Source organism: Pseudomonas aeruginosa (genome assembly GCF_001457615.1).
Taxonomy (GTDB): Bacteria; Pseudomonadota; Gammaproteobacteria; order Pseudomonadales; family Pseudomonadaceae; genus Pseudomonas; species Pseudomonas aeruginosa.
The window spans coordinates 1,968,925-1,983,195 of sequence record NZ_LN831024.1 but is presented as its reverse complement, the minus strand read 5'-3'; the positions used below and the strand labels follow the sequence as shown (position 1 = coordinate 1,983,195).

Here is a 14,271-nt window from a genome sequence, read left to right as displayed (position 1 = left end):
CGTGGCGCTCAGCGGAACAGCCAGGGCTGCTGCTGGCGGTAGCCGTCCTCGAAGGCACGGATCGCATCGGCGTCCTGCAGCGTCAGGCCGATGTCGTCGAGGCCGTTGAGCAGGCAATGCTTGCGGAACGGGTCGACCTCGAACCCCAGCACCTTGCCATCAGGACGGGTAACGGTCTGCGCCGCCAGGTCGATGGACAACTGGTAGCCTTCGTTCGCCTCGACCTGGCGGAACAGTTCGTCCACCTCGGCCTCGGGCAGGATGATCGGCAGCAAGCCGTTCTTGAAACTGTTGTTGAAGAAGATGTCGGCATAGCTCGGTGCGATCACCGTGCGGAAACCGTACTCGTCCAGCGCCCAGGGCGCGTGCTCGCGGGACGAGCCGCAGCCGAAGTTCTCCCGCGCCAGCAGTACGCTGGCGCCCTGGTAGCGCGGCTGGTTGAGGACGAAGTCCGGGTTCAGCGGACGCTTCGAGTTGTCCTGTCCCGGCTGCCCGACATCCAGGTAGCGCCATTCGTCGAACAGGTTGGGGCCGAAGCCGGTGCGCTTGATCGACTTGAGGAATTGCTTGGGAATGATCTGATCGGTATCGACGTTGGCGCGATCCAGCGGAGCGACGAGACCGGTCGTCTGGGTATAGGGTTTCATCTCGGTTCTCCTCAGGCGAGCAATTCGCGGACATCGATGAAGCGGCCGTTGACGGCCGCGGCGGCGGCCATCGCCGGGCTGACCAGGTGGGTACGGCCACCGGCGCCCTGACGGCCCTCGAAGTTGCGGTTGGAGGTCGAGGCGCAGTGTTCGCCGCTCTCCAGCCGGTCCGGGTTCATCGCCAGGCACATGGAACAGCCCGGCTCGCGCCATTCGAAGCCGGCCTCGATGAAGATCCGGTCCAGGCCTTCCTTCTCGGCCTGCTCCTTGACCAACCCGGAACCCGGCACCACCAGCGCCTGCTTGATGGTCGCGGCGACCTTGCGGCCCCTGGCCACTTCGGCGGCAGCGCGCAGGTCCTCGATCCGCGAGTTGGTGCAGGAACCGATGAATACCCGGTCCAGCTGGATGTCGGTGATCGCCTGGTTCGGCCGCAGGCCCATGTACTTCAAGGCGCGCTCGATCGAACCGCGCTTGATCGGGTCGCTCTCGCGGGCCGGGTCCGGCACGTTCTGGTCCACCGCCAGGACCATTTCCGGCGACGTGCCCCAGCTGACCTGCGGCTTGATCTGCGCGGCGTCCAGCTCGACCACGGTATCGAAGCGGGCATCGGCGTCCGACACCAGCCCCTGCCAGCAGGCGACGGCCTGGTCCCATTGCTCGGCGCTCGGCGCGAAGGGCCGGCCCTTCACGTAGTCGATGGTCTTCTGGTCGACGGCGACCAGGCCGACGCGGGCGCCCGCCTCGATCGACATGTTGCAGATGGTCATCCGCCCTTCGATGGACAGGTCGCGGATGGCGCTGCCGGCGAACTCGATGGCGTGGCCGTTGCCGCCGGCGGTGCCGATCCTGCCGATCACCGCGAGGACGATATCCTTCGCCGTGACGCCGGCCGGCAGCCTGCCTTCGACCTTGACCAGCATGTTCTTCATCTTCTTCGCCACCAGGCACTGGGTCGCCAGCACATGCTCGACCTCGGAAGTGCCGATGCCGTGGGCCAGCGCGCCGAAGGCGCCGTGGGTGGAAGTGTGCGAGTCGCCGCAGACCACGGTCATCCCCGGGAGGGTCGCGCCCTGCTCCGGACCGACCACATGGACGATGCCCTGGCGCACGTCGTTCATCTTGAATTCGGTGATGCCGAAGTCGTCGCAGTTCTCGTCGAGGGTCTGCACCTGCAGGCGCGAGACCTCGTCGGCGATGGCGGCGATGCCGCCCTTGCGCTCGGTGCGGGTGGTCGGCACGTTGTGGTCCGGGGTGGCGATGTTGGCGTCGATCCGCCACGGCTTGCGCCCGGCCAGGCGAAGACCCTCGAAGGCCTGCGGCGAGGTCACTTCGTGCAGGATATGGCGGTCGATGTAGATCAGCGCCGAACCGTCGTCGCGCTGCTTGACCAGGTGCATGTCCCAGAGTTTGTCGTAGAGGGTCTTGCCGGCCATCGGGATTTCCTCATCAGCTCATTTCTATGCCCACAGGGCTTGTGAGGATGATCCTATGGCTTGTCTACGAATAACTCAAATTCATATTTTTCATCCAAAGCATTCCCAACAGGAATCCATTGGCGCTAAGCTCCGGGCAGCCGAAACCAGCGGAGGCCCGCAATGGACCTGAACAGCCTCAACACCTTCATCGCCATTGCCGAGACCGGCAGCTTCTCCGAAGCCGGCGAGCGCCTGCACCTGACCCAACCGGCGGTGAGCAAGCGCATCGCCGCCCTCGAACAGCAGCTCAATGCCCGGCTGTTCGACCGGGTCGGCCGCGAGGTCAACCTCACCGAGGCCGGCCGCGCCCTGCTGCCGCGCGCCTACCAGTTGCTCAACGTGCTCGACGACACCCGCCGGGCGCTGAACAACCTCACCGGCGAGGTCAGCGGCCGGCTGGTCCTGGCCACCAGCCACCACATCGGCCTGCATCGCCTGCCGCCGCTGCTGCGCGCCTTCACCCGGGCGCATCCGCAGGTGGCGCTGGATATCCAGTTCCTGGATTCGGAAGTGGCCTACGAGGAGATCCTTCATGGTCGTGCGGAACTGGCGGTGATCACCCTGGCCCCGGAAACCGCCGAACCGGTGCGCGCAGTCCCGGTGTGGGACGACCCGCTGGACTTCGTCGCCGCCCCGGAGCACCCGCTGGCCCGACAGGGCACGGTGTTCCTCGCCGACGTCGCCAAGCACCCCGCGGTATTCCCCGGCGGCAACACCTTCACCCACCACATCGTGCGGCGCATGTTCGAAGCCGAAGGGCTGACGCCGAACATCGCCATGAGCACCAACTACCTGGAGACCATCAAGATGATGGTCTCCATCGGCCTGGCCTGGAGCGTGCTGCCGCGGACCATGCTCGACGACCAGGTGGTGCGCCTGCCGCTGCAGGACATCCAACTCAGCCGCCAGCTCGGCTATATCCTGCACACTGAGCGGACCCTGTCGAACGCCGCGCGCGCCTTCATGCGCCTGCTCGACGAACAGGCATTCGGCAACGGCACTCCAGCGGCCTGAAGCGATTCAGGTCGGACGCCACGGGTAGGCCCTCCCCTCTTTGCCGTCCGCGGCCAGCGCTCACCCGACCTGCATGCCAATGCCCTCGCGACTCAGCCCTCGCCGACCCACGCCTGCACCTCGACCTCCACGTCGACCCCCAGCGCCAGCCCGGCGGTCACCGTCGAGCGTACCGGCAAGGCCCCCTGCACATGACGCTGGTAGACCTCGTTGAAACCGGCGAAGTGGGCCATGTCCGACAGCCAGACGGTGACCTTCACCAGTTGGTCGAAACGCGCGCCACAGCTCTCCAGGGTCTCGCCGATGCGTGCCATCACCGCTTCGGTCTGGGTCTGGATATCGCCACGTACCACCTCGCCGGTCGGACTCATCGGCACCTGTCCGGAAAGAAACAGGAAGCCGCCGGCCCGCACCGCGCGGGAAAAGGGAAACGGCAGGCTGCTGGGGTAACGCTGGATGTCATCGCTCATCTGGATTGCCTCCTGTGGATGAAGCGCTAGGAAGAAAAGCTTTCGGCCGCGGAATCGGCGTATTCATGTAGCACTGCGATCAACCCTGGCTCATATCGACGCGCTCCGCCAGAAAGTCCAGGAACGCCCGCACGCGCAGCGGCAGATAGCCGCCCTGGCCGACGTAGACGACGTGGACTTCCTCCAGGTCGCCCGGGTTGTATGCCTCGAGCACGGGAATCAGGCGCCCGGCGGCTATGTCCTCGCGCACCTGGAACGCGGCCAGCCGCGCCAGGCCCAGGCCGGCCACGGCCAGACGGCGCAGCGCCTCGCCATCGCTGGCCTGGGCGTTGCCCGACAACGGCACCACGAGTTCCTCGCCACCGTCCCGCAACGGCCAGCCGGAGCGCGCTCGCACATAGTTGGCGCCGAGGCGGTTGTGCCCCAGCAGCGCCTGCGGCGTGGCCGGCATGCCATGCCGGGCCAGATAGGCCGGCGCACCGACGATCAGCATGCGCGTGCTCCCCAGCTTGCGCGCCACCAGGCTCGAGCTTTTCAGCGGCCCCGCGCGCACGGCCACGTCGGTGCGCTGCTCGAGGATGTCGACGACCTCATCGGTCAGCACGATATCCAGCGTCACCTCGGGATGCTGCGCGAGGAACTCGGGCACCAGCGGCAGCAGGAAGTGATGCCCGAAAGGCACGTTGGCGTTGACTCGCAAGCGCCCACGCGGCGCCGCGTTTTCGCTCGCACACCGCTCGGCCTCCTCCAGGTCGGCCAGGATACGCACCCCGCGCTCGTAGAACGCGCATCCCTCGGGTGTCAGTTGCAATTGTCGGGTGGAGCGGTTCAGCAAGCGGGTTCCCAGGCGCTGTTCGAGCCGGGTGATCAACTTGCTGACTGCCGAGGGCGTCATGCCGCAACGTCGAGCGGCGGCGGAAAAGCCCCCGACTCGACGACCCGGGCAAACACCTCCAGTTCGCCGGAACGGTTGACTTCAAGCCGGGCCATGGCGCCCTGCCTGATGATTTCGCTTCATAAATGATGTTCCCCGCTACGGCCTATTCCCCTTAAATCTTTGAATTCATCATCAGCTACAGGATAACCACTGAATTCAACGACATGAAACGACCCATCGAAAGACTTCCCGCCGCGACCTCCAGCGCAACCCGGGCCTTCGCGCTCGCGACGAGCCTGTTGTACGCCTGCGCCGCGCCGGCCGCTTCCTGGACCGCCAGCTGGCAGGCCAGCCCGCAGCCGGTCTGGGCTGAGGACTTCCTGTTTCCCAGCAACGTGCCGGCCGAACTGCACGACCAGACGGTGCGGCAACTGGCGCGAATCAGCCTGGGAGGAACGCGCGTGCGCATCGTCCTGGCAAATACCTATGGAAGGCGCCCGATCCGGATCGGCCGGGCCACCCTGGCCAAACCGGGTTCCGAGCGCGCCGCGGTCGCCACCGGCAGCCTGCATGACGTGACCTTTGGCGGACGCCGGACGGCGACCATCGCGCCCGGCGCCACGCTACTCAGCGATCCGGTGGCGATGCCGGTGGCCGCGCTCTCGCAGGTGCTGGTGAGTCTCTACCTGCCGGCCGCCACGCCCATGGAAACCTTCCACTGGGACGGCCGCCAGACGGGCTGGATCGTCGCCGGCGAGCAGACCCAAAGCCACGCATTGCAGCTGGACGCGGCGGACAGCCAGAGCACCAGCGCGCGCCTGCTGTTGACAGGTATCCTGGTCGAAACCGAAACGGCAACGCGGACGCTGGTGACGCTCGGCGACTCGATCACCGACGGAGCCAGCGCCAGCCTCGACCGGAACAGCCGTTGGCCGGACTTCCTCGCCGAACGCCTGGCCCCGCATGGCGTCGCCGTGGTCAATGCGGGGATTTCCGGCGCCCGTCTGCTGAGCGACGGCATGGGCGCGAGCGCGCTGGCACGTCTGGACCGCGACGTACTGGCCCAGCCAGGCGCAAGCAGCATGGTGGTGATGCTCGGCATCAACGACATTGCCTGGCCCGGTACCGCTTTCGCCCGGAATGCCGCACCGCCCACCCTGGAAGCGCTGATCGCCGGCTACCGGCAATTGATCGAACGGGCGCACAACCGGGGTATCCGGGTCGTCGGCGCGACCCTCACGCCGTTCGAGGGCGCACTGCCCGGCACGCCATTGAGCGATTATTACCATCCCGCCAAGGAAGCCCTGCGCAGGCAGGTTAACGAGTGGATCCGTCATGCCGGCGCCTTCGATGCGGTGATCGACTTCGACGCGGCATTGCGCGATCCGGAGCAGCCGTCGCGGCTCGCCGCGCGCTACGACTCCGGCGACCATCTGCACCCCAGCGACGAAGGCAACCGGGCGATGGCGGCCGCCGTCGACCTCGACGTCCTGCTGGACGAGGTGCCCGACGGCCTACCGGCGGAGCCCCGGGCCGATAGCGCAACGAAATGAAAAAAGGCGCCCGAAGGCGCCTTTTTTCGATCACCGCTGACGGTTACTGGTTGTCCAGTGCCGGGCGCTGGCCATTGATGGCGATACGCTTCGGCTTGGCTTCTTCCGGAACCAGCCGGACCAGGTCGATGTTCAGCAGGCCGTTGGCCAGCGAAGCCGCCTTGACCTCGATATGATCGGCGAGGCGGAACGACAGCTTGAAGGCGCGCTGGGCGATGCCCTGGTGCAGGTAGGTCACGTTGTCCGTGGACTTCTCGCGCTTGCCGCCACTGACGGTCAGCACGCCGCGCTCGACCTGCAGGTCCAGGTCTTCTTCCTGGAAGCCGGCGGCGGCGATGACGATGCGATACTCGTCGTCACCGTGCTTTTCGACGTTGTAGGGCGGGTAGGTACTCCCGGCCTCATTGCGCAGGGCCGACTCGAACAGATCGTTGAAGCGATCGAAGCCTACGGAATGACGGAACAGCGGAGCGAGGGAAAAAGCGTTGCTCATTGCGAATCTCCTGAATTATCAGCAAGTACTCTGGTGCGGAACCCGTCTTCGGCATCCCGCACGAACTAGATAGGGATCGTCGGAAGTATTTCAAGAGCCTTGAGAACGACCGTTCGTCGTGCTCAGATCGAAACTCATCCTTTCGAGAACCGTCGCCATGGAACGCGCAATCCCGACCTTCCCCTGCCGCGATCTGGACAGCGCCAGCGCCTTCTACCAGTCCCTCGGCTTCCACCTTGGCGCTCGCTATCCGACCTACGCCATCCTCCAGCGCGGCGCCCTGGAGCTGCACCTGTCGCTGTTCGAGGCGCTCGAACCGAAGACCAATTGCAGCGCTGCCTACCTGCGCCTGGAGGACGCCCAGGCGCTGCATCGCCAGGCCGCGGCCCTCGGCCTGGGCGGCCAGGGGATTCCACGCATCACGGCCCTGGAAGACCAGCCCTGGGGTATGCGCGAATTCGCCCTGGTCGATCCCGACGGCAACCTGCTGCGGGTCGGCCAGGAGCTCGATGCGACGCCAGAGCAACACCGGGTTCGCCTGGCCAGCGGCGACGACGTCCCCGCGGTGGCCGCGCTCTGGCAAGCCAATGTCCGCGAAGCCGGGGAAACCCTGGATGCCGGCGACCAACAGGCGATCCAGGCACTGCTCCTGGCCGCCTCGCGCAACCGCTTGCTCTGGCTGGCGGAGGCCCAGCAGCATCCCCGCGGTTTCGTCCTCGCCCACTTGTGGCAGATCGAGGACGGTCAGGCACGGGTCGGAGAGATCGCAGAGCTCTACGTATTGCCGCAGGCCCGCCGCCAGGGCCTGGCCCGGGAACTGGTGGGCAGCGCCGAGGAGGCCCTGCGCTCGCGCGGCGCCGGCCTGATCCGCGCGCAATCGGCCCTTGACGCGCCGCTGTCCAACCTGTTCTGGCAGGGCCTGGGCTGGGACGCCGACTACCTGACCTTCACTCGCTACTGACCTGGGGAGCATCATCATGCGCAACGTCATGCTGGTCACCGGAGCCAGCCGCGGCATCGGCGCCGCCACCGCTCTGCTCGCCGCCGAACGCGGCTATGCGGTCGTCCTCAACTATCTGCGCAACCGCGAGGCCGCCGAAGCGCTGCGCCAGCGCATCGAGCGCCAGGGCGGCGAAGCCCTGGCGGTGGCGGCCGACGTAGCCGAGGAAGGCGATGTCGAGCGGCTGTTCGCCGCCATCGACGAACGTTTCGGCCGCCTCGACGTGCTGGTCAACAACGCCGGCATGCTGGAAGCGCAGACGCGCCTGGAAAACATCGACGCGGCGCGCCTGCACAGGGTATTCGCGACCAACGTGACCGGCAGCTTCCTCTGCGCCCGCGAGGCGGTGAAGCGCCTGTCGACCCGCCACGGCGGGCGCGGCGGCAGCATCGTCAACGTGTCCTCGATGGCCTCGCGGCTGGGATCGCCCAACGAATACATCGACTATGCCGCCGCCAAGGGCGCCATCGACAGCATGACCATCGGTCTGGCCAGGGAAGTGGCGGCGGAGGGTATCCGGGTCAACGCGGTGCGGCCCGGACTGATCGATACCGAGATCCACGCCAGCGGCGGCGAGCCCGGCCGTATCGAACGCCTGAAGGGCGGCATACCGCTAGGACGCGGCGGTACGGCGGAGGAAGTCGCGCGGGCGATTCTCTGGCTGGCGTCGGACGAAGCCAGCTACAGCACCGGCACCTTCATCGATGTCAGCGGCGGCCGCTAGGCCTGGTACGCAAGCTAGGCCGCCTGGCTGAACGACACCTGCAACAGCCGGTCGATGGTTTCGCAATCGCTTTCCCGGCGAATCCGTGCGAACAGCTCGACGGCTTCGGGATAGGTGCGGGTGAGCATGCCCAGCCACTGCTTGAGACGGCCCGGGGCATAGCGCGGGGCGAGCTTGCGCCGGGCCTGCAGCCAGAAGTCGCGCAGCAGCGGCAACAGCTCGCTCCAGGGCATCTCGCGGATTTCGCCGCCATCGCGCCAGGCGGCGATCTGCCGAGCCAGGCCAGGACGCGAGACCAGGCCGCGACCGAGCATGATGTCCTCCACCCCGCTGACCTCGCGACAACGCAGGTAGTCGTCGAGCGTCCACACTTCGCCATTGGCGAACACCGGCACGCGCACCGCCTCGGCCACCCGCGCCACCCATTCCCAGTGCGCCGGCGGCCTGTAGCCATCGACCTTGGTCCGGGCATGCACCACTACATGGGCCGAGCCGCCGTCGGCCAGGGCCCGCGCACAATCCAGGGCGCCGTCGGGACTGTCGTAGCCCAGGCGCATCTTCGAGGTCACAGCAATCTCGCTCGGCACCGCGCGACGCACGGCGGCGACGATGTCGTGCATCAGCTCCGGCTCCTTGAGCAATACCGCGCCGCCGCGCGAGCGGTTCACGGTCTTGGCCGGACAACCGAAGTTCAGGTCGATCACCGGGGCACCCAGCTCACAGGCGAACGCGGCGTTATCCGCCAGGCACGCAGGATCGGAGCCGAGCAACTGCACACGCATCGGCGTCCCGGCGCGGGTCCGGCTGCCGTCGCGCAGCTCCGGCGCCAGCTTGTGGAAAGCCGTGGCCGGCAGCAGGCGATCGGTGATGCGGATGAATTCGGTGACGCACCAATCGATGCCGCCGACGCGGGTCAGCACGTCGCGGAGGATTTCATCCACCAGACCTTCCATCGGCGCCAGGGCGATTTGCACGAACCACTACCTCGAAAATGACAGGCGGCGGATTCTAGAGAATCCGCCGCCCGGAACAAAGTGCGAATGCCTGCCGGCCGACGCGCGACGGGTCAGGCCCGGCGAGCAGAGCCTGGCCGTAGCCGTCGATGAACTCCGCCGGCATCCGCTTCGGCTTGCCGCTGGACAGTTCGATGCAGACGAAGGTGGTCTGCGCCCGCAGCAGCGTGGCGCCATCCGCCGGGCGTACCAACTGGAAGCGCCGGTTCATCCGCAGGCGCTGGTCGGACTCGACGATCCAGGTCGCCAGTTGCAGTTCGTCGCCCTCGTAGGCCGCGGCCAGGTAGTCGATCTCGTGGCGCAGCACCGCCATCGCCCGGTCCAGCCGGCGGTACTCGGCCAGGTCCAGGCCCAGCCGCTGCGAGTGGCGCCAGGCGCAGCGCTCCAACCAACTGACGTAGACGGCGTTGTTCGCGTGGCCGAGCCCGTCGATGTCCTCGGTGAGGACCCTGAGGTCGATCACGAACGGATCGGCGTAGTCCCAATTCATCAATGCTGCTCCAGGCTGCCGGCCAGTTCGCGCGCTTCCCTGGCCAGTTGTGTGATCTGATCCCAGGCCCGCGCCCGGATCAAGCTCGGCGGCGCCAGCCAGGTGCCGCCGACACAGGCGACATTGGGCAGGCGGAGGAAATTCAGCAGGTTGTCCAGGTTGACCCCGCCGGTCGGGCAGAAGCGGATGCCGGTGAACGGCCCCTTCAGGCTTTTCAGCATTTTCACGCTGGCAGTGCCATCGGCCGGGAACAGCTTCAGCGAGCGATAACCGTACTCCAGCGCCAGCAACACTTCCGAAGGCGTCATCACCCCGGGCAGGTATGGCAGGCCGGCATCCTCCGCGGCGGCGGCAAGGCGCGGCGTGCATCCGGGGCTGACGGCGAACTGCGCGCCCGCGTCGCGTGCCTCGAGAAACTGCTCGGTGTGGATCAGGGTACCCGCCCCCAGCAGGACCTCGGGCACCTCGCGATGGATGGCGGCGATCGCGTCCAGCGCCTGCGGCGTGCGCAGCGTCACTTCCAACACCGTGACGCCGCCCGCATACAACGCGCGCGCCAGGTCGGGCGCCAGCGCCACGTCCTCGATCACCAGCACCGGCAATACCGGGCTGGCCTGCAGCAGGACCCGATCCAGCGGCAATGTCATGGGCATTCCTCGATTCGAAACGGCTCGCCCCGCCGGATCGCTCCGCGCGGGCCACAGCGCTTTTTACCGAAGAACCGAGGTCAGGACAACGACAACCCCTCTGCTACGCGCCTCAGGAAGCGCTCGCCGTCTTTTCCACGCGCCGGCAAGCGCGCATCGCCGGGCGCTCCTCGAGCAGCGCCAGCAGCGACTCGCTCAGCCTGCGCTCGCCGAGCAGTCGGTGGTGGCCGCCGCCCGGCAGGCGCAGCAAGCGACTGGCCGGCCAGGCGGCATGGATGCGCTCGGCATTTTCCACCGCTACGCGCGTGTCGTCGTCGGCATGCACCACCAGTCCGGGCATTTCCAGACGGTAGCGCGCCACATCCAGGCACGCCGCGGATATGCCCGCCTGCCGCTCGACCAGGCGGATGAAATGCGAGCGAGCCAGGGCCGGCAAACCGACGAAACGAGCGAACAGGCGCAACTGTTCGAGAATCCGCGACGGCGCCGAGACCGTCACCAGCGCTTCGCTGCGCAGCCCCATCTGGGCTGCCAGCAACGCCGCCGCGCCACCCAGGGAATGACCGACCACCGCACGCAGCGGCGGCAACTCGCCAGCGGCCTCCAGCAAGGCGTGGGCGAACAGCACCACGTTCGCCTCCCTGCCCGGCGAGCGGCCATGGGCCGGCGCATCGAGGGCATACACCGAATAACCCGCGCCGACCAGTTGCTCGATCAGATGGGCGAACTGTGTCGGCCTGCCGGCCCAGCCATGCAGCAGCAGGACTGCCGGCCCCTCTCCCCAGCACAACACCGACAGCCCGAAGCGCAGAGTGACGCGCTCCGAGCTGGCCAGCAGCGGCAGCTCCCAATCCTTCGGCGGCCACTCGCCAGGCATCATGAACGCCCGACGCATACGCTCGGCCGTCCAACGCGGCGCGATGCGGCCGATCGTCCCGTTGAAACCGCGAATCCAGGTCAGGCTGCTCATCTCGTACCTCCTCAGTTCACCGCCTGCTTGGCGGCACGCAGAACCCGGTCGGACAGCTCGCCCGGCCCCAATGCCCGGGCCAGCGCCAAACCGCCAATCATCAACACCAGGTCGGCCAGGGCGACGTCGGTTTCCTCGGGACTTTCCGCCAGGCTGGCGACCATGATCTCGACATGCCTGCTCAAGACCTCGCGAAACCCCTCCGGCAGGCGCGCCACCTCGGCTAGGGTCGCCGGCAGCGGACAACCGGCGTCGACCTGTGCGTCCCGATGCTTGCGCGACAGGTAGAAGGCGGCCGCCAAGGCACGACGCTCCTTTCCCGACAATCCGGGATCGAGTTCGCCGAGCAGTTCGCTGCGCTTGCCGAGCAATTGCTCGAACGCCTCGAGCATCAGCGCATCCTTGCTCTGGAAGTGGGCATAGAAGCCGCCGACGGTGAGCCCCGCCGCGCCCATCACTTCCCCGACGCTAGGTTCGACGGCGCCCCGCTCGAGCAGGGCCTGGGTGGCGGCACCGAGGATGCGGGCACGGGTCTGGGTTTTCTTGTCGCTCATGACGATCCCCGAAAATATTATGGATGAAATATTATATGCATAATAAAAATCGGCAAGCGTACGGCCGGGCCGTCTGTCAGGAAATTCGAAAAGGGAAAAACAAAAGGGCCATTCCAATTCGGAATGGCCCTATAGAGCCCCGCAGAGCGGGAAAAAGTGGCGTCCCCTAGGGGACTCGAACCCCTGTTACCGCCGTGAAAGGGCGGTGTCCTAGGCCACTAGACGAAGGGGACAATGAAACCTTCGAAAAGTAAGGCCAGCGATGCTGGCCTTGGAATGTGGTGGAGCTAGACGGGATCGAACCGTCGACCTCTTGCATGCCATGCAAGCGCTCTCCCAGCTGAGCTATAGCCCCGAATTCGCCATCAGGCGGGCGATCTTCCGATCGCTTCGACAACCTTCCGGTCGTCGACACGTTCATCCATTGCTGGGACGGATGAACATGAAGTGGCGTCCCCTAGGGGACTCGAACCCCTGTTACCGCCGTGAAAGGGCGGTGTCCTAGGCCACTAGACGAAGGGGACGAAACCTTCGTAGGAATCCGCAAAACCAACCGCGTATTCCCGGCAATTTGGTGGAGCTAGACGGGATCGAACCGTCGACCTCTTGCATGCCATGCAAGCGCTCTCCCAGCTGAGCTATAGCCCCAAAGTACCGCTGGATCGCTTCACTTCGTTGAGTTCGTCGTGAAGACGGGGCGCATACTAAGGGCGAGGCTTGAGGCTGTCAACATTATTTTTCATCGAAACCTAAAAAATTTTACCGGAAGAACAATCACTTACCTCCCCTCCCCCAAAAACGAGGCCCGCAACTGGGCGGGCCTCGTCATCGACTGTGGAAGAAAGCCGGTCAGCCGGGAATGGCGTCGCGGATCTTCTCCCATTCCTTGGTTTCCTTTTTCGACGCCCCGCCCAGCAGCTCCAGGGCCTGGCGCAAGCGATAGCGCGACAGGTCGGCGCCAAGGATCTCCATGGCGTCCAGCACCGAAACCGAGCTGGCATGCCCGGTGATGGCCGGGAACATCAGCGGCATCACGTCGCGCAGCTTGAGCTGGAGGTGTTCGGCGACAGCCTGGATGCAGCCGGTGATGCGTTCCTTCTCCCACTGGCGCAGGGATTCGAGTTTCCACAGCACCAGTTGCAGGACCTGGCGGACCTGGGTCGGATCGAGCTTCTTGTGTTCGAACAGCGAAGCGTCCAGCGGCACCCCGCCGCTGAAGAAGAATCCGGCCAGCGGCGCGATCTGGCTGAAGTTCTCCACCCGTCCCTGCACGTGCGGAGCGATCTTCATCAGGTATTCGGGATTCAACGCCCACTTCTGCACCTCACGGGCGAACTCCTCCACGGACTGCTCGCGGATCCACTGCCCGTTCAGCCAGGAGAGCTTCTCCAGGTCGAAGATCGGTCCGCCCAGGGAGACGCGCGACAGGTCGAAATGCTCGATCATCTCGGCGAGGGTGAATTTCTCGCGCTCGTCCGGCATCGACCAGCCCATCCGCCCGAGGTAGTTGAGCAGCGCCTGCGGCAGGTAGCCCATGCGCTCGTAGAAGGTGATAGAGGTCGGGTTCTTGCGCTTGGACAGCTTGCTCTTGTCCGGGTTGCGCAGCAGTGGCATGTAGCACAGCTGCGGCTGCTCCCAGCCGAAATACTCGTAGAGCTTGATCAGCTTGGGCGCCGACGGCAGCCACTCTTCGCCGCGCAGGACGTGGGTGATGCCCATCAGGTGGTCGTCGACCACGTTGGCGAGGAAGTAGGTGGGCAGGCCGTCGGCCTTCATCAGCACCTGCATGTCCATGCGATCCCACGGAATCTCGACATCGCCGCGGAGCATGTCCGGCACCACGCAGACGCCCTCGGTCGGCACCTTCATGCGGGTGACGTGGGACTCGCCGGCGGCGAGGCGGCGCTGCACCTCATCCTTCGGCAGGTGCATGCAGTGGCCGTCGTAGCGCGGGGTTTCCTTGCGCGCCATCTGCTCGGCGCGAACCGCATCGAGGCGCTCGGGCGTGCAGAAGCAGGTGAAGGCATGGCCCTTCTCGACCAGTTCGTCCGAATACTTCTTGTAGATATGCCCGCGCTCGCTCTGCCGGTACGGGCCATGCGGGCCGCCGACGTCCGGGCCCTCGTCCCATTCGATGCCGAGCCAGCGCAGGGCGTCGTAGATCTGCTGCTCGGACTCCCGCGTCGAACGCAGCTGGTCGGTGTCCTCGATGCGCAGGATGAACTGACCGCCGTGCTGACGCGCGAAGCACAGGTTGAACAGCGCGATGTATGCGGTACCGACGTGCGGGTCGCCCGTCGGCGACGGGGCGATGCGAGTACGAACAGTGGTCATGGAGACT

Annotated in this window: 14 protein-coding genes, 4 tRNA genes and 1 pseudogene; 4 read left to right on the top strand and 15 right to left on the bottom strand. The window is 66.2% G+C overall.

The genetic code is table 11. The annotated features are described in order from the left end of the window. Window positions 1-8: 8 nt before the first annotated feature. Together leuD and leuC are read right to left on the bottom strand one after the other, a co-directional pair. Complete coding sequence (gene leuD, locus AT700_RS09210) at window positions 9-647, bottom strand: 3-isopropylmalate dehydratase small subunit (RefSeq protein WP_003091398.1); 639 nt, start codon at window positions 645-647, stop codon at window positions 9-11. An 11-nt stretch (window positions 648-658) separates the two neighbouring features. Next, a complete protein-coding gene (gene leuC / locus AT700_RS09205; RefSeq protein WP_003091399.1) occupies window positions 659-2,083 on the bottom strand; it encodes a 3-isopropylmalate dehydratase large subunit in 1,425 nt (474 codons plus the stop codon). A gap of 162 nt (window positions 2,084-2,245) precedes the next feature. Between leuC and AT700_RS09200 the strand changes: the two genes are divergently transcribed. After that, window positions 2,246-3,139, top strand: coding sequence for a LysR family transcriptional regulator (locus AT700_RS09200; protein WP_003091401.1), 894 nt, complete (start codon window positions 2,246-2,248; stop codon window positions 3,137-3,139). Between the two features lie 92 nt (window positions 3,140-3,231). On the opposite strand, the gene AT700_RS09195 is transcribed toward AT700_RS09200, so the two are convergent. Together AT700_RS09195 and AT700_RS09190 are read right to left on the bottom strand one after the other, a co-directional pair. Further along, on the bottom strand, window positions 3,232-3,609 hold the full coding sequence (locus AT700_RS09195; RefSeq protein ID WP_003091402.1) for a RidA family protein: 378 nt from the start codon (window positions 3,607-3,609) through the stop codon (window positions 3,232-3,234). 79 nt (window positions 3,610-3,688) lie between these two features. Next, a pseudogene (locus tag AT700_RS09190) lies at window positions 3,689-4,599 on the bottom strand (LysR substrate-binding domain-containing protein). A gap of 111 nt (window positions 4,600-4,710) precedes the next feature. Here AT700_RS09190 and AT700_RS09185 point away from each other — a divergent pair. Further along, complete coding sequence (locus AT700_RS09185; protein ID WP_003122262.1) at window positions 4,711-6,039, top strand: SGNH/GDSL hydrolase family protein; 1,329 nt, start codon at window positions 4,711-4,713, stop codon at window positions 6,037-6,039. A gap of 43 nt (window positions 6,040-6,082) precedes the next feature. Here the strand turns inward: AT700_RS09185 and AT700_RS09180 are convergent, their stop codons facing one another. Further along, on the bottom strand, window positions 6,083-6,532 hold the full coding sequence (locus AT700_RS09180) for an Hsp20 family protein (RefSeq protein WP_003091405.1): 450 nt from the start codon (window positions 6,530-6,532) through the stop codon (window positions 6,083-6,085). Between the two features lie 157 nt (window positions 6,533-6,689). Here AT700_RS09180 and AT700_RS09175 point away from each other — a divergent pair, with 157 nt between their 5' ends. Both AT700_RS09175 and AT700_RS09170 read left to right on the top strand, forming a co-directional pair. Continuing rightward, on the top strand, window positions 6,690-7,493 hold the full coding sequence (locus AT700_RS09175) for a glyoxalase/bleomycin resistance/extradiol dioxygenase family protein (RefSeq protein WP_019682284.1): 804 nt from the start codon (window positions 6,690-6,692) through the stop codon (window positions 7,491-7,493). 16 nt (window positions 7,494-7,509) lie between these two features. Further along, window positions 7,510-8,256, top strand: coding sequence for an SDR family oxidoreductase (locus AT700_RS09170; protein ID WP_023118716.1), 747 nt, complete (start codon window positions 7,510-7,512; stop codon window positions 8,254-8,256). Between the two features lie 14 nt (window positions 8,257-8,270). Here the strand turns inward: AT700_RS09170 and AT700_RS09165 are convergent, their stop codons facing one another. The 10 genes from AT700_RS09165 to gltX all read right to left on the bottom strand — a co-directional run bounded on the left by AT700_RS09165 (window position 8,271) and on the right by gltX (window position 14,264). Then, a complete protein-coding gene (locus AT700_RS09165) occupies window positions 8,271-9,230 on the bottom strand; it encodes a tRNA dihydrouridine(16) synthase DusC (protein ID WP_003104220.1) in 960 nt (319 codons plus the stop codon). Between the two features lie 34 nt (window positions 9,231-9,264). Continuing rightward, window positions 9,265-9,759, bottom strand: coding sequence for an acyl-CoA thioesterase (locus tag AT700_RS09160; protein ID WP_058207833.1), 495 nt, complete (start codon window positions 9,757-9,759; stop codon window positions 9,265-9,267). Then, the gene (locus AT700_RS09155; protein ID WP_003091412.1) at window positions 9,759-10,406 is read right to left on the bottom strand and encodes a bifunctional 4-hydroxy-2-oxoglutarate aldolase/2-dehydro-3-deoxy-phosphogluconate aldolase; all 648 of its coding nucleotides are present in this window, start codon (window positions 10,404-10,406) and stop codon (window positions 9,759-9,761) included. Before AT700_RS09155 ends, AT700_RS09160 begins: the two co-directional genes overlap by 1 nt. Window positions 10,407-10,518: 112 nt before the next feature. Then, window positions 10,519-11,376 (bottom strand): alpha/beta hydrolase, encoded by an 858-nt coding sequence (locus AT700_RS09150; protein WP_016253169.1) that lies wholly within the window; start codon window positions 11,374-11,376, stop codon window positions 10,519-10,521. An 11-nt stretch (window positions 11,377-11,387) separates the two neighbouring features. After that, window positions 11,388-11,930: a TetR/AcrR family transcriptional regulator gene (locus AT700_RS09145; protein WP_048520941.1), complete on the bottom strand. Its 543-nt coding sequence runs from the start codon at window positions 11,928-11,930 to the stop codon at window positions 11,388-11,390. Window positions 11,931-12,087: 157 nt separating this feature from the next. Next, a tRNA-Glu gene (locus tag AT700_RS09140) sits at window positions 12,088-12,163 on the bottom strand. 46 nt (window positions 12,164-12,209) lie between these two features. After that, window positions 12,210-12,285 (bottom strand) — tRNA-Ala (locus AT700_RS09135). A gap of 93 nt (window positions 12,286-12,378) precedes the next feature. Further along, window positions 12,379-12,454: transfer RNA gene (locus AT700_RS09130), tRNA-Glu, on the bottom strand. A 48-nt stretch (window positions 12,455-12,502) separates the two neighbouring features. Then, a tRNA-Ala gene (locus AT700_RS09125) sits at window positions 12,503-12,578 on the bottom strand. A 201-nt stretch (window positions 12,579-12,779) separates the two neighbouring features. After that, window positions 12,780-14,264, bottom strand: a complete 1,485-nt coding sequence (gltX, locus tag AT700_RS09120) for a glutamate--tRNA ligase (RefSeq protein ID WP_003104596.1) — start codon at window positions 14,262-14,264, stop codon at window positions 12,780-12,782. Between the last annotated feature and the right edge of the window lie 7 nt (window positions 14,265-14,271).

What these genes read in the sequence shown, in the direction of transcription:
- AT700_RS09200 (WP_003091401.1), top strand. Translation starts at nt 2,246, where the DNA reads ATGGACCTGAACAGCCTCAACACCTTCATCGCCATTGCCGAGACCGGC.
- AT700_RS09145 (WP_048520941.1), bottom strand. Translation starts at nt 11,930, where the DNA reads ATGAGCGACAAGAAAACCCAGACCCGTGCCCGCATCCTCGGTGCCGCC.
- gltX (WP_003104596.1), bottom strand. Translation starts at nt 14,264, where the DNA reads ATGACCACTGTTCGTACTCGCATCGCCCCGTCGCCGACGGGCGACCCG.
- AT700_RS09150 (WP_016253169.1), bottom strand. Translation starts at nt 11,376, where the DNA reads ATGAGCAGCCTGACCTGGATTCGCGGTTTCAACGGGACGATCGGCCGC.
- AT700_RS09160 (WP_058207833.1), bottom strand. Translation starts at nt 9,759, where the DNA reads ATGAATTGGGACTACGCCGATCCGTTCGTGATCGACCTCAGGGTCCTC.
- AT700_RS09185 (WP_003122262.1), top strand. Translation starts at nt 4,711, where the DNA reads ATGAAACGACCCATCGAAAGACTTCCCGCCGCGACCTCCAGCGCAACC.
- AT700_RS09175 (WP_019682284.1), top strand. Translation starts at nt 6,690, where the DNA reads ATGGAACGCGCAATCCCGACCTTCCCCTGCCGCGATCTGGACAGCGCC.
- AT700_RS09195 (WP_003091402.1), bottom strand. Translation starts at nt 3,609, where the DNA reads ATGAGCGATGACATCCAGCGTTACCCCAGCAGCCTGCCGTTTCCCTTT.
- leuC (WP_003091399.1), bottom strand. Translation starts at nt 2,083, where the DNA reads ATGGCCGGCAAGACCCTCTACGACAAACTCTGGGACATGCACCTGGTC.
- AT700_RS09170 (WP_023118716.1), top strand. Translation starts at nt 7,510, where the DNA reads ATGCGCAACGTCATGCTGGTCACCGGAGCCAGCCGCGGCATCGGCGCC.
- leuD (WP_003091398.1), bottom strand. Translation starts at nt 647, where the DNA reads ATGAAACCCTATACCCAGACGACCGGTCTCGTCGCTCCGCTGGATCGC.
- AT700_RS09155 (WP_003091412.1), bottom strand. Translation starts at nt 10,406, where the DNA reads ATGACATTGCCGCTGGATCGGGTCCTGCTGCAGGCCAGCCCGGTATTG.
- AT700_RS09180 (WP_003091405.1), bottom strand. Translation starts at nt 6,532, where the DNA reads ATGAGCAACGCTTTTTCCCTCGCTCCGCTGTTCCGTCATTCCGTAGGC.